Origin of the sequence: Xylophilus sp., assembly GCA_009914555.1 — a bacterium.
Taxonomy (GTDB): Bacteria; Pseudomonadota; Gammaproteobacteria; order Burkholderiales; family Burkholderiaceae_C; genus WNDY01.
On record WNDY01000002.1, the window covers coordinates 149374 to 169744 of the forward strand.

Consider the following 20371-nt stretch of genomic DNA (forward strand, 5'->3'; position numbering starts at 1 on the left):
GCGGCGGCGACCACGCCGCCGGCAGGCGGCCAATATACGGCAGAAGCGTGACGTTGGGTTACGGCTTCGCGCCGAGGCGGAAGTGCAGTTCCGCGACCCCTTCGACACCGCCGTGGATCTCGTCGCCCGGCTGCACCGGACCGACGCCCGCGGGTGTGCCAGTGAAGATCAGATCGCCCGGCTCCAGCCGGACCGACTGCGACAGGTAGGCGATCACGTCGGCCACCGGCCAGATCAGGTCGCCCAGGTCGCCGGCCTGGCGCTCCTGGCCATTCACGCTGAGCCAGATGCGGCCCTTGGAGGGGTGGCCGATCTTCGATGCGGGCACCAGCGGCGCGCTCGGGCCCGAGGCATCGAAGCCCTTGGCCCCATCCCAGGGGCGGCCCTGCTTCTTGGCCGCGGCCTGCAGGTCGCGGCGGGTCAGGTCCACGCCGACGCCATAGCCCCAGACGTGCTCCAGCGCCTGCGCGGCCGGGATGTCAGCGCCGCCCTTGCCGATGGCCACCAGCAGTTCGATCTCGTGGTGCAGGTCGGAGGTGAGCGGCGGATACGGCACCGTGCCTTCGGCCGGCACGACCGCATCGGCCGGCTTGCTGAAGAAGAACGGCGGCTCGCGGTCGGGATCGTGGCCCATCTCGCGGGCATGCTCGGCATAGTTGCGGCCGACGCAGAACACACGGCGCAGCGGGAAGCGCTCGGGCTGGCCCTGGATGGCGAGCGACGCGACGGCAGGCGGCGCGATGGCGTAGGAAGCGGTCATGGATGGAAAGTCCCCAGTGGATTGGATGGCCTTCCAGTCTAGAAGCGGACTGCACCGCCGGACTTGGACGCCCCTACGTGCTTGTTGGACGCGGGTCCGCGCCGCCGCGGCCGCTGCCGCTGCCGGCCCGCCAGTCGCGCGGCGCCATGCCGAAGAAGCGCTGGAAGCGGCGCGAGAAGTAGGCCGCATCGTTGAAGCCGGCCGCGCGGGCCACGTCGGCCACCGGCTTGCGGGTTGAGACGAGCAGCGAGCGTGCCAGCGCCATGCGCCGCTCCAGCACCATCTCGGTGAAGCTGCGGCCGGTCTCCTTGCGCAGCAGGTGCGCCAGGTGGTTGGGCGACAGGAAGGCGGCCGCCGCCGCGCCGGCCAGCGACAGGCCGGGGTCGGTCAGATGCCGCGCCACGTGGGCGCGCACCCGGGCCAGCGCATCGCGGCGGCCGGTCTTCTGCGCGTCGGCCTGCGACAGTTCCTCCAGCGCGGCCGCGTGCCGCATGCAGACCAGGCCGATCAGCTGCAGCAGGCAGCCGCGCAGGTATTCGGCCGAACCCAGGCGGCGCGCGCGGTTGGCCTCGCGCATGCGGTCCAGCAGCGCGACCGCGTCGGCGAAGTCGGCATCCGGCAGCTCGAAGTCCAGGTATTCCTGGAAGCGGAACGGCGCCAGTTCGGGCACCTGGCGCAGCGACACGTCCTCCAGGTCCAGCGGATCGCAGTCGAGGTCGCTGCGCAGGAAATGCTGCGAGAAGTTGAGCACCACGAAGCGGCCATCGTCCGGATGCGGAATCAGGTGCAGCCGCTGCGGGAGGATGAAGGCCAGCATGCCGCGGCGAAATGGCCGCACCGCGCCGCCGATGTGCTGCTCGGTATCGCCGCCCAGGTTGACCTGGATCTGGAAATACTCGTGCCGGTGCGGCAGCGTCAGCGCCGGCCGCCCGGCCTGGTCGCGGATGTAGAAGTCCAGCCGGTCGCTGCGGTCGGACATGCCATAGGTACGGACGGCGGACGAAAGGGAACGGATGGCGGCGGCCATGGCGCGATTGTGCGCGCGGCGCCCGCCATGGCGAAGTCAGGATCCGGCCTTCACCACCAGCCGGTTGTCCACCGAGGTCACCCCCTTGATACTCCTGGCGATGGTGGTCGCGCGGTCGCGCGCCTGCTCGCTGGGCGCCGGGCCGCCGAGGGTGACCGCGCCGCCGTGCGCATCGACGTCGATGCGCAGGGCGCTCAGGTCCGGGTCTTTGGCCAAGCCGGCGGACACCTGGGCCTTGATGGCGATGTCGTCGACCTTGTCGGCGATCTTGTCGTTGGTCTCGCGGGCGGACTGCTCCACGCGCGGCGCGTTCTCCTGGTAGGTGGCCTTGGCGTCGGCCGCTGCCTGCTCGGTGCGGGCCTTGGCATCCGCTGCCGCTTCCTGGGCGCGCGCCTTGGCGTCGCTGGCGGCCTGCTCCGTGCGGGTGATCGCCGCATCGACCTTCTGGCCGACGGTCGCGTTGTCGTGGCGGTCGCAGCCGGCCAGGCCGAATGCCGCGGCGGCCACGGCGATCACGGCCAGAACGCACGGGCCGTGGCTGCGGCGCAGCGGGTCATCGTTGTTGTCGTAACGGGTCATGTACGTGACTCCTCATGCCGTCGGTCGCTGCGGCGGGAACCGTCAGCCGGCGGTCGCCGCCGGGCTGCACCCTTGTCGGGCTCCACCGGCTCCTTCACGGGGATGGCCGGTTCGCGCGGCGGCGCCTTGACCGGCGTGCTGCGCTCGTTGTCGTCTTGGTCGTCCTCAGGCTTGGGGTGGGTGCTCCGGGCCACCGCCCGGCGGGCATCGTCCGCCAGGCGGCGCCGCTGCGCCAGTCGCGCATGGGCGGCGGGGCGCATGGCCATCAGAGGTCGTCCGCGGCCTTCTTGATGCTGTCCTTGGCGTTTTCCTTCACGTCGCCATAGGTGGACTGCACCTTGCCGGCCGCCTGGTTGGCGCGGCCCTCGTTCTTCAGGGACTCGCTGCCGACGACTTTGCCGGCCACTTCCTTGACCTTGCCCTTGACCTGTTCGGCGCGTCCTTCGATCTGGTCCTTGTTTGCCATGATGCGTTCCTTTCGGTTTCGTTGCGGAGAGGGGGCATGGAACCGCGGCCGCAGGCCGCCGCTTCCATGCAGGGCACTCTAGGCCGCAGCCCACGGCCGAGCGGTCGGACGCCACTGAAACAGGTGTAGGACAAGCTTCGGCGCTGTGCTAAGTTTGGACCGCCTCTCCTCTGCCCGCCGCGCGCCCCACGCGGCCCCGCATCCCGATGCCCCTCCTTCCGCGCTCCCGGCCTGCGCTGCGGCGCTGGCTTCCCTTCCTCGCCTGGCCGCGGCTCACGCGCGGGCTGCTCGCCGTCGAACTCACCGCAGGCATCACCGTCGGCCTGATGCTGGTGCCGCAGGGCCTGGCCTATGCGCAGCTGGCCGGCATGCCGGCGGTGACCGGCATCTACGCCTGCCTGGCGCCGGCGCTGGTCGCCGTGCTGTGGAGTTCGTCGCACCGGCTCGGCGTGGGGCCGACGGCGCTGACCAGCCTCCTGGTCGGCGCTTCGCTGGCCGAGCTGGCCCAGCCCGGCAGTCCGCAGTGGATCGCGCTGGCGGTGTGGCTGGCGCTGATGTCGGGCGCGGTGCAGCTGCTGCTGGGCGCCGTGCGCTTCGGCTGGCTGCTCAACATCATCACGGCACCAGTGCTCGCCGGGTTCACGCAGGCGGCGTCGATCCTGATCTTTGTCTCGCAGCTGCCGCCGCTGGTCGGCCTGCGCGGCGAATTCGACACGCTGCTGGCGCATCCGGACTTCCACCTGCCGGACACGGCCTTCGGCCTAGGCGGACTGGCGGCGCTCATTCTGCTGCGCCGCTGGCGGCCGCGCTTTCCGGCCGCGATGGCGGCGGTGGCGGTAGCCGCGGTGGTCAGCTGGGCGCTGGACTACGCCCAGGGCGGCGGCGCCGTCGTCGGCACCGTGCCGGCCGGGCTGCCCGCGCCGTCGCTGCCGCCGGCATTGCCGCGCCACCTGCTGGGCGCGCTCGTGATGCCGGCGCTGGCGATCGCGCTGGTGAGCTTCCTGGAGACGGCCTCCAGCGCCAAGGTCGACACGCGCCTCGCCGGCCGCCAGTGGGACGAGAACCAAGACCTGATCGGCCAGGGCCTGTCGAAGCTGGCCGCAGCCTTCAGCGGCAGCTTCCCGACCAGCGCGTCGTTCTCGCGCTCGGCGCTGAACCTGCATGCCGGCGCGCGCAGCGGCTGGGCCACGCTGTTCGCCGTGGCGCTGGTGCTGGCGGTGCTGCTGGTGGCCACGCCCGCGCTGTACTACGTGCCGCAGCCTGTGCTGGCCGCGCTGGTGGTGGCCGCGGTGACCAACCTGTTCAACCCGTCGGAGGTGCTGCGGCTCGCGCGCATCTCGCGCGTGGAGGCCGCCACCTGGGCCGTGACCTTCGCACTCACGCTGGTCACCTCGCCGCAGCTGTACTGGGGCGTGCTCGCGGGCATCCTGATGAGCCTGTCGCACTTCCTCTACCTGCGGCTGCATCCGCGCATCATCGAGGTGGGCCTGCATCCGGACGGCAGCCTGCGCGACCGGCACCTGTGGCAGCTGCCGCCGCTGGCCGGGCGCCTCTACGCGCTGCGCATGGATGCGGAGCTGGACTTCGCCTCGGCCGCGGCGCTGGAGCGCAACGTGGCGGCCCACATCGACGCGCATCCGCGGACCGCCCACGTCTGCCTGTTCGCCCAGCCGATCAACCGGATCGACGCGACCGGCGTGGAGGCCTTCGCCCGCATCCGCACCCTGCTCCACGAGCGCGGCATCGCCCTGCACGTGAGCGGCCTGAAGCTGCCGGTCGACACCGTGCTGCGCGGCGCCGGCGAGCTGCCCGACGGCCCGCTGCTGCACCTGTACCGCACCGACATCGAGGCGCTCGGCGCCCTGGCCCGGCTGGACGCCATGAAAGAAGGCGGCGCAACATAATGCGCCCATGCCGACCCCCTACACGACCCTGATTTCGCCCGAGGAACTGCTGCCGCTGCTCCACGGCCCCACGCCGCCTGTGGTGTTCGACGCGAGCTTCGACCTCGCCCGCCCCGAATGGGGCGAGCAGCAGTACCTGGACTCCCACATCCCCGGCGCCATCTACGCGCACCTGGACCGCGACCTCAGCGCGCCGCATGGCGCGCCCGGCGCCCATGGCACGGTCGCCGTGGCGCACGAAGGAGCCGACCAGCCCGCCTCCGGTGGCCGCCACCCGCTGCCGAGCCGCGAGCGCTTCGCCGAATGGCTCTCCAGCATCGGCTTCTCCAACGACCGCCAGGCCGTGGTCTACGACCGCAACGGCGCCAACTACTGCGGCCGCCTCTGGTGGATGCTCAAGTGGGCCGGCCACGATGCGGTGGCCGTGCTCGACGGCGGCTTGCAGGGCTGGCAGGCCGCGGGCGGCGCAGTGCGCGGCGGCGCGGAGCCGGCGCACTTCCAGGCCCACTTCGAGCTGCGCCCACCGCTGCGCCGGCTGGTCACCGCAGGCGAGGTCGAGGCCGCCCTGGGCGGCGCCGGCCAGACGGTGGTGGACGCGCGCGGCGGCCCGCGCTTTCGCGGCGAGGTCGAGCCGCTGGACCCGGTGGCCGGCCACATCCCCGGCGCGCTGAACCGCCCGTTCACCGAGAACCTCGGCCCTGACGGCCGCTTCAAGCCCGCGGCGCAGCTGCGCGCCGAATTCGAGGCGCTGCTGGCCGGCCGTGATCCGGCCACGGTGGTCCACCAGTGCGGCAGCGGGGTCAGCGCGGTGCCGAACGTGCTCGCGCAGGAGCTCGCCGGCCTCGGCCAGGCCGGCCTGTTCGCCGGCAGCTGGAGCGAATGGTGCAGCGTGCCGGGGCGGCCCGTGGCCAAAGGATGATCTGGCGTGGGTATACGCCCATAGCGCGCTTCGGATACGCGCTGTGGGGCAATACTGGCCCCCATCAAGTCGACCAGCGGGGGCCGGCCATCTTCCCCTGGCATCCTATGCCGTGTAAGGCAAATTTCTAGGCCGGCCGCGCAAAACCAGACACCGCGCGCAGCCGAACCCCGACTTAATTTCCTTTTGGGGGTTCTTCACAATCCATTTCACCGGATCGCGCTGCGTTTTCCGGGCAACGGAACGGAAAAGGAAGGACCCTGCCATGACCAGCGAACAGATGCTTGCCGAGATCCGCGAAGCGAATCTCACCTACCTGATGCTTGCACAGAACCTGATCCGGCAGGACAAGGCGGAGGCCGTCTACCGCCTGGGCCTGAGCGAGGACTCTGCCGAGCTGCTCGGCTCCCTCTCCACCGCCCAGATCCTCAAGCTGGCCTCGGGCAACACCCTGCTGTGCCGCTTCCGCGTGGACGACGACATGGTCTGGAACCTGCTGACCAACCACACGCCGGGCAACAAGGTCGGCAACGAGGCGACCAACCGCCTGCACGCCGGCATCCTGATGGCCAGCCGCGTCAGCGAAGTGCTCTGACCTCCGTTCCTCCTTCCCGTTCCACACCACGAGCCGACCATGCCCGCAGCCGCCTCCGCCACCGTCAAGAGCGTCCTCAACGAATCGCGCCAGATCGAGCGCGCCGCCCTGCTGATCCGCATGGGCGCCCGCATGCAGGTGCTCGAATCGGAGACCACGCTGTCCTACGAGCGGCTGATCCGCCTCTACAAGGAGATCGCCGGCAAGTCGCCGTCGAAGGGCCAGCTGCCGTTCTCGACCGACTGGTTCCTGACCTGGCAGGAGAACATCCACTCATCGCTGTTCCTCAACATCCACGAATACCTGGTCAAGGGCGCGAGCCTGGACACGGTGGAACTGCTGACGAAGGCCTGGCGCCTCTACAACGAACAGGTGCAGGCCGCAGGCATCGAGCCACTGCTGTCGTTCACGCGCGCCTGGCGCCTGGTGAAGTTCGTCGAGGCCAGCATGCTGACCCGCACACCCTGCTCGCGCTGCGGCGGCCACTTCGTGACCGAGATGTACGAGAACGCCAAGCACTACACCTGCGGACTGTGCAACCCGCCGGCGCGCGCGGGCAAGAGCAAGAGCGCCGGGGCGCTGATGCTGCACTGAGGCGGCGCGCCTCACGGGCCCGCATGGGCGACCGTCTGCGGCCCGCCACCGCGGCTGTGGACGACCCGAGTCGGCGCCGCAGATTCACTGAGATTCGCGTTGCGCCTCCGGGGGCTTGGACGAAAGCCCCAGGACGCAGCAAGGCGCAGCCATGCCGCGTGAAAACCCGGGCCGTCGCGTTTCCTGTGACGCCGCTCAGAACCACCAGCACGATGAACGCCTGCGCAGATCGGCGCGTCAACGCCGGTCAATCTGCGCAGCAGCGTCCGCACGTCCGCGGCCAGCGGTCGCGCAGCGACGCTCCTGCAGCACGGCCGAGTGGTTTTCTTACAGAATCTGCGCTGGGCCGCGCCTTCAAAAGGCCGGCCGAAGCAGCCTGTGCCTTGGCGCAGGCAAGCTATCTCTCAAAGTCGCAAGGCGGTGCGCCGGCATCATGCCGACCATGTTCCGCGGTCTTGAAGTCCAAGCTGCATTGAACATGAAGGGCCCTTTATGAACACCAAGACCGTCCTGGTCGCCGGAGCGACCGGCACCCTGGGCACCCACATCGTCGGTGCGCTTCTGCAAGAGGGCGCCCATGTCAGGGCGATGGTCCGCGCGACGAGCGACCGCAGCCGCCTCGAAGCCCTCGGCGTGACGGACTTCGCGGTCGCCGACCTCAACGATCGGGCGTCGCTGGATCGCGCGCTGGCGGCCGAGCCCGGGGTCGCGGCCGTGGTCTCCAGCGCGGCAGGGTCCACTGGCCACTCCGCTCGCACGAAAGGCAACAGCGCGAAGACGGACACCGAAGGCTATCGGAACCTGGTGGACGCGGCCCGGCACGCGAATGTGCCCAGATTCGTCCTGATCTCGATTCTCGAGTGCGGCAAGGCCATCGGAGTGCCGCATTTCTCCGAGAAATTCGAGACCGAGAAATACCTGGCGACCACGCGCCAGCCATACATCGCCCTGCGCGCCGGAGCCTTTCTCGACCGGGCCAGGGATGTGGTGCCCGACCACCTGCGCAAGGGCGTTTTCCCCGATATTCTTCCTGGGGTGCCGATGGCGCTCGTGTACTCGCGGGACCTGGCCCGGTATGCGTCCCAAGCCGCCCTCCGGATTCCGGATTCCGCTCTGAACCGGAGCGTGGACATCGGCTGCGACGTCCCGGCCACCGGCGAGAGGGTGGCCGCCGCTTTCACCCGGGTGCTGGGACGGCCGATCGTGGCCAGGCCGGTCTTTCCGCGCATCCTTTTCACCGTGCTGCCATGGGTGGCCTGGGTCTCGCCGCGTCTGCGGGACAACCTCGCCGTGCTGAAGTGGCTGCGCAAGGGCGGCTACGTCAATCGCAATACCGGAGCGCAGAAGGAATTGTTCGGTGAATTGCCGACGATCGAGCAGACTGTGGCCCGGTACTGCCGTGACAAGGGATTGGTCCCCGGACCGGGAGAAGGCGCAGCCGTACCTGCGGTTTCATGACCCCGCTGCCAGCGGTCAGCGCAGCATCGACCGCATGTTCGCGCCCATCGGCAGCACCAGCGGCTGGGCCGTGAGCACCGCCGCATCGGCCGGCCGCACCAGGCGCAGGCTGACATACACCGCCGTCGCCGCCACCGCACAGGTGCCGACCACGACCGCCTGGACGCCCTGGGCCTGAGCCAGTCGCGCACCTCGCGCGACAGCAGCAGCTCGCCCTGGCCTTCGCGCACGGCGAAGTCGCGCTGCGCCAGCCGGCCGCCGGCCTGCTCGGCCACGCGCCGGGCGCCAGCGGCGCCGACTGCAGCAGCGCACGCCTTCTGCCGCGCAGACTCCTAGCGCTCCACCAGCGGCAGCACCGTCGCCGACACCGGCTCGGGGGCGAGGTACAGCGACACGTTCTCCGCCGGCACCGCGAACAGGTCGCTGGTGCGGGCCAGGTACCGGCCGTCGTTCTCAAGCGAGGTGGACACCAGCAGCTGGGCGCGGCGGCTGCCCGGCGACTGCAGCAGCTGCGTCTCGACCCGCAGTTCCACGCCCGTGGGCTCGACCGCCACGGCCACGCCGCGTTCGCGCAGCCGCGTGACCAGCAGGCTGCGCAGCCCCAGGTGGAAGGCCGAGGCGCCCGAGGGCACGACGTGGATGGCCGGCGCGTCGGCCGGCCAGGCGCGGGTCTTGTTGGCCAGGCGGCGCGCGATGTCGTCGGCCAGCAGGTCCCAGCGCGGGATGACCGGCGCGGGCTCCACCGCTTCGGTGCTGGTGCCGCCGCCGGCCGGAGGCAGCGCGACGCAGCCGGCCAGCGCCAGCAGCGCACCGCCGGCCGCGAGGGTAGAGGAGATGGATGTGCGCATGGCGCGCATGCTAACAAGCGCCGCAGCACCCGAGCCGGCGAACAGGGGCGGAATCGGCCGGCAGTTCGCCGCGCTGCAAAGCGGCTTGCTTCACAAATACTCCTACACCTATCTTCTTACAGCGCCCTTCATTTGCTGACTTCAGCCATATACTCCCCTTCTCCGCGCAGCAATGCCGCGACCACGTCGCCGAGCGCCGGCAGCTGGCGGCAGACCAGCGCGAGCTGCGCGAGCACCAGGCGCTGCTCGTCGTCGGGCGCCGCAGCGTCGTCGTCGCCGGCCTGCTCCAGCCGTGCGGCCAGGGATTGGGCGGCGCCGTCGCCGGCGTCCACGGCGTTGGCGCTGCGGCGGCGCAGCGATGCGGCCAGCGCTTCGAGCCGCGCGGCGGCCAGCTCGGCCGCTTCGCCGACCAGCCCGCCGGTCTCGACGCGGCTGCGGTGCGCGCCGAGCGCCGAGAGGTAGCTCAGCAGCGTGTGCGACAGCACCAGCAGCCGCATGCCGGCGGCCGCGTGGCGCCGCACGAAGCCGGGCTCCTTGAACAGCTGCGACAGCGCGGCCGACAGCGCGGAGTCGGCGTTGTGGGCATTGCGCCGCGCGAGGCGGTAGTCGAGATCGTCGTCCTTGCCGCTGCCGTACTGCGACATGATCTCGCGCAGATAGGCGCCGTTGGCCGCCAGCGCCTGCGCGGCCACCTCGTGCAGCCGCCGGCCCTGCCAGTCGGGCAGGATCAGGAACACGGCCGACACCGCGATCGCGCTGCCGACCAGCGTGTCGACCATGCGCGGCACGATCAGCGTGTAGGCGTCACCCGAGATCTGGTTGAAGCTCAGCAGCACCAGCAGCGTGATGGCCGCCGTGGCCACCAGGTAGCGCGCGGTGCGCGTGGCGAAGAACAGCACGCCCGCGGCCACGATGAACAGCGCCTGCACCGCCGCGCCCGGAAAGAGCCGCATCACCGCCCAGCCCGCCACGAGCCCGGCCACGGTGCCGGCCACGCGCTGCGACACCTTGGCCAGCGTGGCGCCGTAGCTCTGCTGGCAGACGAAGAGCGTGGTCATCACGATCCAGTAGCCGTGGTGCGGATCGCTCAGCTGCATCACGCCGTAGCCCGCCGCGAGCGCCAGCGACAGCCGCACCGCGTGGCGCAGCAGCGGCGACGACAGCCGCAGCTGCGCGCGCACCCGCGCCCAGGCATCGGCCAGCGAACGCGGCGTGCGGTCGAACAGGCTGAAGTCGGCATGCAGGCCGCCGGCGCCGGGCGTGGCCGCGGCGGCCAGCTGCGCGTCGAGCGTGGCCAGGTTGCGCGCCAGCGCGCGCAGCGACCGCAGCGGCCGCGCCCAGGCCGGCTGCGCCTGCGCCGCCAGGTGGTCGATCGCGCCGCGCAGATCGTCGAGCGCGCGCGGCGCGGCCCCGTCGTGCGCCAGCGGCAGGTGGTTGCCCAGCGCCTCGGCCAGCCCGGTGCAGGCCGCGCCCTGCAGCGCCAGCACGCGCTGGGCGCGGTAGAGCACGTCGCTGTGGAAGAACACGTCGGCCCAGGCGTTGTAGTGGTAGTGCGACGAGCTGGCGCGCTCGTGCACGTCCTGCGCGATGAAGTACAGGTTCAGGTGCTGCAGCATGCGGCCGGTGGGCGCCAGCGTGGCGCGCCGCCCCAGGCGGCTGAAGATGCTTTCCTTGGTGGCGTTGAGCGCGGCCACCACGCGGCCGTTGTACTGCGCCAGCGCGAGGCGGCGGCGCTCCACGTCGACGCCGCGCACCGGCTCGAAGAGGCTCGCCTTCAGGCGCAGGTAGTCGCCGAGCGCCTCGTAGAGCCGCACCAGGTTCTGCCGCACCGGCTGGTGCGGAAAGAGCGCGCACCAGGCCACCGACAGCAGCCCGTACCACGCGGCGCCCGCGAGCAGCAGCGTGGGCACCTGCCAGAAGGCGCCGCGCCAGTGCGGCTGGGCGCGCAGCGCATCGGGCTCGACCGACAGCGCGGTGTAGATCGCAAGGATCATCGTGGCCTGCGCGATCGCGCGGTAGCGTTCGCCGACGGCGCCCAGCAGCGTGAGCCCGAAGGTCGCCAGCGTGAGCCCGCCAACGAAGGCCCAGGGCCGGTCGAACAGCACCTCGACCGACGCTGCGGCCACGCCGAAGCTCAGCAGCGTGACCAGCAGCGCGCGCAGCCGGCCGCGCCAGTTGTCGTCGGTCTCGGCGATCGCGCTGGCGATGGTGCCGAGGAAGACCGGCGCGACAAGCGGCAGGCGGTCGAGGTGCCAGCACAGCGCCATCGCCCCGGCCAGCGCCACGAACACGCGCAGTCCGTAGACGAAGGCGTCCTGCGCCCACAGGCGGCGCCACCATGTTGTATTCAACAACCGCATCCCCGACGATTGACCCGCATGAACCCGGCACCACGCGGCGCCGGTATCAGAATGCCCAGTCCTCGTCTTCGGTGCTGACAGCCTTGCCGATCACGTACGACGAGCCCGAGCCCGAGAAGAAGTCGTGATTCTCGTCCGCGCTGGGCGACAGCGCGGCCAGGATCGCGGGGTTCACGTCGGTCATGCTGCCCGGGAACAACGCTTCGAAACCCAGGTTCATCAGCGCCTTGTTGGCGTTGTAGTGCAGGAACTTCTTGACGTCCTCGGTCCAGCCGACGGTGTCGTACAGGTCCTCGGTGTAGCGGACCTCGTTGTCGTAGAGGTCCTGCAGCAGTTCGTAGGCATCGTCCTTGACGGCCTGCCGGCGCTCGGCACTCTCCCGGGCCAGCGCCTGCTGGAACTTGTAGCCGATGTAGTAGCCGTGCACCGCCTCGTCGCGGATGATGAGGCGGATCAGGTCGGCGGTGTTGGTCAGCTTGGCGCGGCTCGACCAGTACATCGGCAGGTAGAAGCCCGAGTAGAACAGGAAGGACTCCAGGAACACGCTGGCGACCTTGCGCATCAGCGGATCGTCGCCGCGGTAGTGGCCGAGCACGATGGCCGCCTTCTTCTGCAGGTAGCCGTTCTCCAGGCTCCAGCGGTAGGCGTCGTCCACGTCGGTGGTCTGGCACAGCGTGGAGAAGATCGAGCTGTAGGAGCGCGCGTGCACCGCCTCCATGAAGCTGATGTTGGTGTAGACCGCCTCCTCGTGCGGCGTGACCGCGTCGGCCATCAGGCTGATGGCGCCGACCGTGTTCTGCACCGTGTCGAGCAGCGTCAGGCCGGTGAAGACGCGGATGGTGAGCTGCTGCTCCTTCGGCGTGAGCGTGGCCCAGGACGGAATGTCGTTGGACAGCGGCACCTTCTCGGGCAGCCAGAAGTTGCTGGTCAGGCGGTTCCAGACCTCGAGGTCCTTCTCGTCCTCGATGCGGTTCCAGTTGATGGCGTTGACCAGCGGCGGGATCAGCGCGGGCGTGTTCAGCGAGGGGATGCTCATGGCGCGCGGTGCAGGAGGGTGGATCAGAGCGTGCAGGACACGCAGCCTTCGACTTCGGTGCCTTCGAGCGCGGCCTGCCGCAGGCGGATGTAGTAGATCGTCTTGATGCCCTGCTTCCAGGCGTAGATCTGCGCGCGGTTGATGTCGCGCGTGGTGGCCGTGTCGCGGAAGAACAGCGTGAGCGACAGGCCCTGGTCCACGTGCCGCGTGGCCGCGGCGTAGGTGTCGATGATCTTCTCGGGGCCGATCTCGTAGGCGTCCTGGTAGTACTCCAGGTTGTCGTTGGCCAGGTACGGCGCCGGGTAGTACACACGGCCGACCTTGCCTTCCTTGCGGATCTCGATCTTGGCCACGATCGGGTGGATGCTCGACGTGGAATGGTTGATGTACGAGATCGAGCCGGTCGGCGGAATGGCCTGCAGGTTCTGGTTGTAGATGCCGTGGGCCATCACCGAGGCTTTCAGGGCGCGCCAGTCGTCCTGCGTGGGCAGGGCGACGCCGGCCTGGGCGAACAGTTCGCGCACGCGGGCGGTCTTCGGCTCCCACTTCTGGTGGACGTACGGGTCGAAGTAGCTGCCGTCGGCGTATTTCGAGTGCTCGAAGCCCTTGAACGCCTGGCCGCGCTCGATGGCGATGCGGTTGGAAGCACGTACCGCGTGGAAGGCCACGGCATAGAAGTAGAGGTTGGTGAAGTCGACGCCTTCCTCGCTGCCGTAGAAGATGCGCTCGCGCGCCAGGTAGCCGTGCAGGTTCATCTGGCCCAGGCCGATGGCGTGCGAGTCGTGGTTGCCTTTCTCGATCGACGGCACCGAGCGGATGCGGCTCATGTCCGACACCGCCGTCAGGCCGCGGATGGCCGTCTCCACCGTGGCGGCGAAGTCGGGCGAGTCCATCGTTCGGGCGATGTTGAGCGAGCCCAGGTTGCAGGAGATGTCCTTGCCGATGGCCTCGTAGCCGAGGTCGTCGTGGTAGAGCGACGGCTCGTTGACCTGCAGGATCTCGGAGCACAGGTTGCTCATGTTGATGCGGCCGGCGATCGGGTTGGCGCGGTTGACCGTGTCCTCGTACATGATGTACGGATAGCCCGATTCGAACTGGATCTCGGCCAGCGTCTGGAACAGCTCGCGCGGATTGATCTTCTTCTTGCGGATGCGCGGGTCGCCCACCATCTCGCGGTACTTCTCGGTGATGCTGATGTCGGACATCGGCACGCCGTAGACGCGCTGCACGTCGTAGGGCGAGAACAGGTACATGTCCTCGTTGTTCTTCGCCAGCTCGAAGGTGATGTCGGGGATCACCACGCCGAGCGAGAGCGTCTTGATGCGGATCTTCTCGTCGGCGTTCTCGCGCTTGGTGTCGAGAAAGCGGTGGATGTCCGGATGGTGCACGTTGAGGTACACCGCGCCCGCGCCCTGGCGGCTGCCGAGCTGGTTGGCGTAGGAGAACGCATCCTCCAGCAGCTTCATGATCGGGATCACGCCCGAGGACTGGTTCTCGATGTTCTTGATCGGCGCGCCGGCCTCGCGCACGTTGGTCAGCAGCAGCGCCACGCCGCCGCCGCGCTTGGACAGCTGCAGCGCCGAGTTGATCGAGCGGCCGATCGACTCCATGTTGTCCTCGATGCGCAGCAGGAAGCACGACACCAGCTCGCCGCGCTGCTTCTTGCCGGCGTTCAGAAAGGTCGGCGTGGCCGGCTGGAAGCGGCCCGAGATCACCTCGTCGACCAGGCGGGTGGCCAACTGCTCGTCGCCCTGGGCCAGCGCCAGCGCGACCATGCAGACGCGGTCCTCGTAGCGTTCGAGGTAGCGCTTGCCGTCGAAGGTCTTGAGCGTGTAGCTGGTGTAGTACTTGAACGCGCCCAGGAAGGTCTGGAAGCGGAACTTGCGGGCATAGGCCCCGTCCCAGAGCCGCTGGATGAAGGCCGGGCTGTACTGCGCCAGCACCTCGGCCTCGTAGTAGCCCTTCTCCACCAGGTAGTCGAGCTTCTCGCACAGGTTGTGGAAGAAGACCGTGTTCTGGTTGACGTGCTGGAGGAAGTACTGCCGGGCTGCGGCGCGGTCCTTGTCGAGCTGGATCCCGCCGTCCGGCCCGAACAGGTTGAGCATGGCGTTGAGCGCGTGGTAGTCCAGCTCGGACGTGGCCGCGGCCACCGGCCGGGCGGCAGGCGTGCGGCCGGCGGTCAGTGCGCGGGATGCGGCTGCGCCGGCGGGAATGAGGCTGGTTGCTTCCAAAATGATTCCACTCCCTGCCGGACCCGCGCCACGTCGTCGGGCGTGCCCAGCAGTTCGAAGTTGTAGAGGACGGGCACGCCGCACTTGCGGGCGATGATCCGCCCCGCGAGGCAGTAGGCCTCGCCGAAGTTGGTGTTGCCCGCGGCGATGACGCCCCGGATGCCGGCGCGGTTGCCCGGGTCGTTGAGGAAATGGATGACCGCCTTGGGCACGGCGCCCTTGGCACCGCCGCCGCCGTAGGTCGGCACGACCAGGATGTACGGCTCGTCGACCCGCAAGGGTGGGCTGCCGTCATCCTGCGGCGGGATGCGCAGCGCGGGCAGCCCGAGCTTCTGCACGAAGCGGTGCGTGTTCTCCGATGGGCTGGAGTAATAGACCAGCGTGGGCATGGCTCAAGCTTCAGGGCGCCGGCCTGCCGGCAGCCTCACAGCGCAGCGGCCAGGGCGCTGATCTTGTCGGGGCGGAAGCCGGACCAGTGGTCGTCGCCGGCGATGACGATGGGCGCCTGCTGGTAGCCCAGGGATCGGACCCTGCGCAGGGCTTCCTCGTCCTGCGTCAGGTCCACCACCTCGTATGCCAGCCCCTGGCGGTCGAGTGCGCGGTAGGTGGCGTTGCACTGGACGCACGAGGGTTTGGTATAGACGGTGATGCCCATGGCGCATGGCTCCTTGGATCGAGCGGATTGGAGGAATGCAGTCGCGCCAGCAGTGTTGCGGTGGACTGCGCAAGGAAAATCTTACAACGGCAAGCCTAAACCAAAAAAACGCTACAGGTAGTGTTTTTCAGATTCAACAACACCATCTATGGTGTTTTTTACATTTCCACCGTGCCAGAATCGAGCGTGCCGGGGGGACATCGCTGGCGCGGAGCGCCCGGCGCGGGACAATAGGGGGTCCCGCAGCGGGCCATTACTTAGAAGCAATTGACACATGGTTGAATCTTTCTCGTACGAACAGCTGATCGCATCCGGTGAGGGCCGGCTGTTCAATCCCGACAGCGGCCGCCTGCCGCTGCCGCCCATGCTGATGTTCGATCGCATCACGCACATCGACGATGAAACCGGCGCCCACGGCCTGGGCAGGATCCGCGCCGAACTCGACGTCCGCCCCGACCTGTGGTTCTTCGCCTGCCACTTCCAGGGCGATCCGGTCATGCCCGGCTGCCTGGGCCTGGACGCCATGTGGCAGCTCATCGGCTTCTACCTGACCTGGCTGCGCCTGCCGGGCCGCGGCCGCGCCCTGGGCGCCGGGGAGATCAAGTTCACCGGCGAGGTCACGCCCGAGGCCAAGCTTGTCACCTACGAGATCGACATCAAGCGCGTGATCAGGCGCAAGCTCATCATGGCCATCGGCGACTCCCGCCTGCTGGTCGACGGCAAGGAAATCTACACCGCGGCCGACCTGCGCGTGGGCCTGTTCGAAAAGCCCGGCGCTGCAGGAGCAGGAGCCGCTGTATGAAGCGTGTCGTCATCACCGGTGCCGGCATCGTCTCGTGCATCGGCAACGACAAGGCCACCGTGGTCGATGCGCTGCGCCACGGCAAGTCCGGCATCAGCGCACGCCCCGAGTTCAAGGAACTGGGCCTGCGCAGCCAGGTCGCCGGAGCCCCGCAGATCGATCTGGACGCGCTCATCGACCGCAAGCTGCGCCGCTTCATGGGCGACGCGGCGGCCTACGCCTACCTGTCGCTCAAGGACGCGATCGCCCAGTCGGGCCTGCCGCCCGAAGCGGTGTCCAACCCGCGCACCGGCCTGATCATGGGTTCGGGCGGCGGCTCGCCGGCCCACCAGATCGAGGCGGCCGACACGCTGCGCAGCAAGGGCATCCGCCGCGTCGGTCCCTACCAGGTCACGCGCTGCATGGGCTCGACCGTCTCGGCCAACCTGTCCACGGCGTTCGGCGTCAAGGGCATCAACTTCTCGATCACCTCGGCCTGCAGCACCTCGGCCCACTGCGTGGGCGTGGCGGCGCAGCAGATCGCCTTCGGCCTGCAGGACGTGATGTTCGCCGGCGGCGGCGAGGAGCTGAGCTGGGGCCTGGCCACGCTGTTCGACGGCATGGGCGCCATGTCGAGCGCCTACAACGAGACGCCGGAGCGCGCCTCGCGTCCCTACGACGCCCACCGCGACGGCTTCGTCATCGCCGGCGGCGGCGGCGCGCTGGTGCTGGAAAGCCTGGAGCATGCCCAGGCGCGCGGCGCCGCCATCCTGGCCGAGATCGTGGGCTTCGGCCTGTCGTCCGACGGCGCCGACATGGTCGCTCCTTCGGGCGAAGGCGCGGTCGCCTGCATGCGCCAGGCGCTGGCCAACGTCGACACCCCGGTCGACTACGTCAACACCCACGGCACCTCCACGCCCGTGGGCGACGTGCCGGAACTGCACGCGCTGCGCACCGTGTTCGGCGAAGGCAAGGTGCCGCCGCTGTCGAGCACCAAGTCGCTGACCGGCCATTCGCAGGGCGCCACTGGCGTGCAGGAGGCGATCTACTGCCTCTACATGCTGCAGGACAGCTTCATCGCCGGCTCGGCCAACATCGAGACGCTCGACCCCGCGGCTGAGGGCCTGCCGGTGGTGCGCGCGTCGCACGACGCGGCGCTGACCACGGTGCTGTCCAACAGCTTCGGCTTCGGCGGCACCAACGCCAGCCTGGTGCTGCGCGCGTACCGCGGCGCCTGAGGACCGGCCGGCCGGCCTTTTCCTTAGCCGGTATTCCGCAGGCCCGCGGCGATCCCGTTGATCGAGATGTGGATGCCGATCTTTACCCGCTCGTCCTGCTCCTGGCCGCTGCGGTAGCGGCGGATCAGTTCGACCTGCAGGTGGTGCAGCGGGTCGATGTACGGGAAGCGGTGGCGGATCGAGCGGGCCAGGGCCGCGTTGTGCGCCAGGCGCTGCTTGTCGCCGGTGATGCGGGCCAGCGCATCGGCCGTGCGCTGCCATTCGGCCTCGATGGCCGAGAAGACCTTGCGGCGCAGCCGCGCGTCGGCCACCAGTTCGGCATAGCGGCCGGCCAGCGCCAGGTCGCTCTTGGCCAGCACCATGTCCATGTTGGACAGCAGCGTGCGGAAGAACGGCCACTGCCGGTACATCTTCTGCAGCAGCGCCAAGCGCGCCTTGGCGTCCTTTCCGTCGGCGCTGACGAAGGCATCGACCGCGGCGCCGAAGCCGTACCAGCCCGGCAGCGTGAGCCGGCACTGGCCCCAGCTGAAGCTCCAGGGGATGGCGCGCAGGTCCTCGATCTTCTGGCTGGGCTTGCGGCTCGCGGGACGCGAGCCGATGTTGAGCTCGGCGATCTCGCGGATCGGCGTGGAGCCGAAGAAGTAGTCGGTGAAGCCCGGGGTCTCGTAGACCAGCGCGCGGTAGGCCGCCATGCTGGCGCGCGAGAGCTCGGCCGCGGCTTCGTGGAAGGCGCGCGTGGCCGGCTTGGTCGGCGGGAGCAGCGTGGCTTCGAGCGTGGCGGCCACGAGCGTCTCCAGGTTGCGGCGGCCGATCTCGGGGTTGGCGTACTTCGATCCGATGATCTCCCCCTGCTCGGTCAGCCGGATCTGGCCGCGCACCGTGCCCGGCGGCTGCGCCAGGATGGCCTGGTAGCTCGGGCCGCCGCCGCGGCCGACGGTGCCGCCGCGGCCGTGGAACATGCGCAGGCGGATCGGGCCGCCCGTGGCCGACAGCTCGTCGAACAGCTCGACCAGCGCGATCTCGGCGCGGTAGAGCTCCCAGCTGCTGGTGAAGATGCCGCCGTCCTTGTTGCTGTCGCTGTAGCCGAGCATCACGTCCTGCTCGGCGCCCGAACGGCGCACCAGCGCGGCGATGCCCGGCAGCGCGTAGAAGTCGCGCATGATGGGCGCGGCGTTGTGCAGGTCCTCGATGGTCTCGAAGAGCGGCACGACGATCAGGTCGGCCGTGGCGCCGTCATCCACCGTGCCGCGCAGCAGGCCCACCTCCTTTTGCAGCAGCAGCACTTCGAGCAGGTCGCTCACCGTCTCGGTGTGGCTGATGATGTAGTGGCGGATCGCCTGGGCGCCGTAGCGCGCGCGCAGGTCGCGGGCGGCCTCGAAGATCGCGACTTCGCTGCGGGCCAGCTCGGAATAGCCGGCGCCGACCACGCGCAGCGGCCGCGCGTCGGCCAGCAGCCGCAGCAGCAGCTGCTGGCGCGCGGGCTCGTCGAGCGCGGCGTAGTCGGACTCGACGCGGGCGGTGGCCAGCAGTTCGGCGACGACCTGCTCGTGCTTGTCCGAACTCTGGCGCAGGTCGACCGTGGCCAGGTGGAATCCAAAGACCTCGACCGCGCGGATCAGCGGCTGCAGCCGCTCGGCGCCCAGCGCCACGCCGCCGTGCGCGGCCAGCGAGTCGGCGATGGTGCGCAGGTCGGCCAGGAATTCCTCGGCGCGCAGATAGGGGTTCTGCGGAGCCACCGCGTGGCGCGCGGCGTCGCCGCCGGTCAGCGCCTTGAGCGTGGCGGCCAGGCGCGCATAGACGCCGGTGAGCGCACGGCGGTAGGGCTCGTCGCGGCGGTGCTCGCTGGTGTCGGGCGAACGCTCGGCCAGGGCCTGCATTTCGGCCGACACGCCGGCCAGGCCCGCGGCCAGCGACAGCTCGCCACCCAGGTAGTGCACCTCGGTCAGCAGGTGGCGCAGCACCACCTCGCACTGGCGGCGCAGCGCGTACTGGAGCGTCTCGGCGCTGACGTTCGGGTTGCCGTCGCGGTCGCCGCCGATCCACTGGCCCATGCGCAGGAAGCTCGCGACGCGCTGGCCGCCCAACTCGCGCTCCAGGTTCGCGTACAGGCGCGGTATCTCGCGCAGAAAGGTGGCCTCGTAGTACGACAGCGCGTTCTCGACCTCGTCGGCCACGGTGAGCTTGGTGAAGCGCAGCAGCCGCGTCTGCCAGAGCTGGAGCACGCGGGCACGCAGGTGGGCCTCGTTGGCGGCCAGCTCGCGCGGGGTGAGCGCGTCCTTGGCGCCGCCCCAGGCCAGGGCGTGGGTCTTGATGGCGTCGCGCTGGGTCAGCAGCGCGGCGATGTCGCGCTCGGCGTCGAGGATGCTCTTCCTCTGCACCTCGGTCGGATGGGCGGTGAGCACCGGCGAGACGTAGCTCTGCTCCAGCGCGGCCACGATGGCGCGCGGCGCGATGCCGGCCCAGCGCAGCCGGGCCAGGGCCACTTCGACGCTGCCTTCCTGCGTGTCGCCGGCGCGCTCGTGCACCGTGCGGCGGCGGATGTGGTGGCGGTCCTCGGCCAGGTTGGCCAGGTGGCTGAAGTAGGTGAAGGCGCGGATCACGCTGACCGTCTGGTCGCCACTGATCGACTTGAGCAGCTTCTTGAGCGCGCGGTCGGCCTCCTGGTCGGCGTCGCGGCGGAAGGCTACCGAGAGCTTGCGGATCTGTTCGACCAGTTCGTAGGCGGCCTGGCCTTCCTGCTCGCGGATCACGTCGCCGAGGATGCGGCCGAGCAGGCGGATGTCGTCGATGAGAGGCTGGTCCTTGGCGGCCGAGCGGCGGCCGGCGGCAGTAACGGCTGAGGGCATGTCGTGGTGATGGTGTCGAGGAAACGGCACCGCCCGGCCCACCGGCCCGCGCGGCGCCGCATGCTAGCATCCCG

Annotated in this window: 20 protein-coding genes; 7 read left to right on the plus strand and 13 right to left on the minus strand. The window is 69.8% G+C overall.

Annotation, left to right across the window (positions count from 1 at the left end; translation table 11 throughout):
• Positions 1 to 58: 58 nt before the first annotated feature.
• The 5 genes from GAK38_RS02455 to GAK38_RS02475 form a co-directional block, all read right to left on the minus strand.
• Positions 59 to 760: a fumarylacetoacetate hydrolase family protein gene (locus GAK38_RS02455; protein WP_325341134.1), complete on the minus strand. Its 702-nt coding sequence runs from the start codon at positions 758 to 760 to the stop codon at positions 59 to 61.
• A 73-nt stretch (positions 761 to 833) separates the two neighbouring features.
• A complete protein-coding gene (locus GAK38_RS02460; protein WP_325341136.1) occupies positions 834 to 1787 on the minus strand; it encodes a helix-turn-helix transcriptional regulator in 954 nt (317 codons plus the stop codon).
• Between the two features lie 36 nt (positions 1788 to 1823).
• Positions 1824 to 2366 (minus strand): BON domain-containing protein, encoded by a 543-nt coding sequence (locus GAK38_RS02465; RefSeq protein WP_325341137.1) that lies wholly within the window; start codon positions 2364 to 2366, stop codon positions 1824 to 1826.
• A complete protein-coding gene (locus GAK38_RS02470) occupies positions 2363 to 2632 on the minus strand; it encodes a hypothetical protein (protein ID WP_325341138.1) in 270 nt (89 codons plus the stop codon). Before GAK38_RS02470 ends, GAK38_RS02465 begins: the two co-directional genes overlap by 4 nt.
• Positions 2632 to 2832, minus strand: a complete 201-nt coding sequence (locus tag GAK38_RS02475) for a CsbD family protein (protein ID WP_325341140.1) — start codon at positions 2830 to 2832, stop codon at positions 2632 to 2634. Before GAK38_RS02475 ends, GAK38_RS02470 begins: the two co-directional genes overlap by 1 nt.
• 206 nt (positions 2833 to 3038) lie before the next feature.
• Between GAK38_RS02475 and GAK38_RS02480 the strand changes: the two genes are divergently transcribed.
• From GAK38_RS02480 to GAK38_RS02500, 5 genes are all read left to right on the plus strand, one after another.
• Positions 3039 to 4736 carry a SulP family inorganic anion transporter gene (locus GAK38_RS02480; protein ID WP_325341142.1) on the plus strand — a complete coding sequence of 566 codons (1698 nt, stop codon included), beginning with the start codon at positions 3039 to 3041 and terminating at the stop codon, positions 4734 to 4736.
• A 7-nt stretch (positions 4737 to 4743) separates the two neighbouring features.
• Positions 4744 to 5655 (plus strand): sulfurtransferase, encoded by a 912-nt coding sequence (locus tag GAK38_RS02485; RefSeq protein ID WP_325341144.1) that lies wholly within the window; start codon positions 4744 to 4746, stop codon positions 5653 to 5655.
• 265 nt (positions 5656 to 5920) lie between these two features.
• Positions 5921 to 6250, plus strand: a complete 330-nt coding sequence (flhD, locus tag GAK38_RS02490; protein ID WP_325341145.1) for a flagellar transcriptional regulator FlhD — start codon at positions 5921 to 5923, stop codon at positions 6248 to 6250.
• A gap of 39 nt (positions 6251 to 6289) precedes the next feature.
• Complete coding sequence (gene flhC / locus GAK38_RS02495) at positions 6290 to 6844, plus strand: flagellar transcriptional regulator FlhC (RefSeq protein ID WP_325341146.1); 555 nt, start codon at positions 6290 to 6292, stop codon at positions 6842 to 6844.
• Positions 6845 to 7336: 492 nt separating this feature from the next.
• Positions 7337 to 8302: an SDR family oxidoreductase gene (locus GAK38_RS02500; RefSeq protein ID WP_325341148.1), complete on the plus strand. Its 966-nt coding sequence runs from the start codon at positions 7337 to 7339 to the stop codon at positions 8300 to 8302.
• A 15-nt stretch (positions 8303 to 8317) separates the two neighbouring features.
• Here GAK38_RS02500 and GAK38_RS23815 read toward each other — a convergent pair whose 3' ends face one another.
• The 7 genes from GAK38_RS23815 to nrdH all read right to left on the minus strand — a co-directional run bounded on the left by GAK38_RS23815 (position 8318) and on the right by nrdH (position 15432).
• The gene (locus GAK38_RS23815) at positions 8318 to 8614 is read right to left on the minus strand and encodes a FlgO family outer membrane protein (protein ID WP_443089144.1); all 297 of its coding nucleotides are present in this window, start codon (positions 8612 to 8614) and stop codon (positions 8318 to 8320) included.
• A 20-nt stretch (positions 8615 to 8634) separates the two neighbouring features.
• Positions 8635 to 9150: a hypothetical protein gene (locus GAK38_RS02510; protein WP_325341151.1), complete on the minus strand. Its 516-nt coding sequence runs from the start codon at positions 9148 to 9150 to the stop codon at positions 8635 to 8637.
• A 128-nt stretch (positions 9151 to 9278) separates the two neighbouring features.
• A complete protein-coding gene (yccS, locus tag GAK38_RS02515; RefSeq protein ID WP_325341152.1) occupies positions 9279 to 11501 on the minus strand; it encodes a YccS family putative transporter in 2223 nt (740 codons plus the stop codon).
• Positions 11502 to 11556: 55 nt separating this feature from the next.
• Positions 11557 to 12546: a class 1b ribonucleoside-diphosphate reductase subunit beta gene (gene nrdF / locus GAK38_RS02520; RefSeq protein ID WP_325341154.1), complete on the minus strand. Its 990-nt coding sequence runs from the start codon at positions 12544 to 12546 to the stop codon at positions 11557 to 11559.
• Positions 12547 to 12569: 23 nt separating this feature from the next.
• On the minus strand, positions 12570 to 14777 hold the full coding sequence (gene nrdE / locus GAK38_RS02525; RefSeq protein WP_325341156.1) for a class 1b ribonucleoside-diphosphate reductase subunit alpha: 2208 nt from the start codon (positions 14775 to 14777) through the stop codon (positions 12570 to 12572).
• Positions 14726 to 15166 carry a class Ib ribonucleoside-diphosphate reductase assembly flavoprotein NrdI gene (gene nrdI, locus GAK38_RS02530; RefSeq protein ID WP_325341157.1) on the minus strand — a complete coding sequence of 147 codons (441 nt, stop codon included), beginning with the start codon at positions 15164 to 15166 and terminating at the stop codon, positions 14726 to 14728. The genes nrdE and nrdI overlap by 52 nt, the downstream gene beginning before the upstream one ends.
• A 35-nt stretch (positions 15167 to 15201) precedes the next feature.
• On the minus strand, positions 15202 to 15432 hold the full coding sequence (gene nrdH / locus GAK38_RS02535) for a glutaredoxin-like protein NrdH (RefSeq protein ID WP_325341159.1): 231 nt from the start codon (positions 15430 to 15432) through the stop codon (positions 15202 to 15204).
• Positions 15433 to 15706: 274 nt separating this feature from the next.
• Between nrdH and fabA the strand changes: the two genes are divergently transcribed.
• Together fabA and fabB are read left to right on the plus strand one after the other, a co-directional pair.
• Positions 15707 to 16234 carry a 3-hydroxyacyl-[acyl-carrier-protein] dehydratase FabA gene (gene fabA / locus GAK38_RS02540; protein ID WP_325341161.1) on the plus strand — a complete coding sequence of 176 codons (528 nt, stop codon included), beginning with the start codon at positions 15707 to 15709 and terminating at the stop codon, positions 16232 to 16234.
• Positions 16231 to 17451 (plus strand): beta-ketoacyl-ACP synthase I, encoded by a 1221-nt coding sequence (fabB, locus tag GAK38_RS02545; RefSeq protein ID WP_325341162.1) that lies wholly within the window; start codon positions 16231 to 16233, stop codon positions 17449 to 17451. The genes fabA and fabB overlap by 4 nt, the downstream gene beginning before the upstream one ends.
• A gap of 23 nt (positions 17452 to 17474) precedes the next feature.
• Here the strand turns inward: fabB and ppc are convergent, their stop codons facing one another.
• Positions 17475 to 20297, minus strand: coding sequence for a phosphoenolpyruvate carboxylase (gene ppc, locus GAK38_RS02550; protein ID WP_325341164.1), 2823 nt, complete (start codon positions 20295 to 20297; stop codon positions 17475 to 17477).
• Between the last annotated feature and the right edge of the window lie 74 nt (positions 20298 to 20371).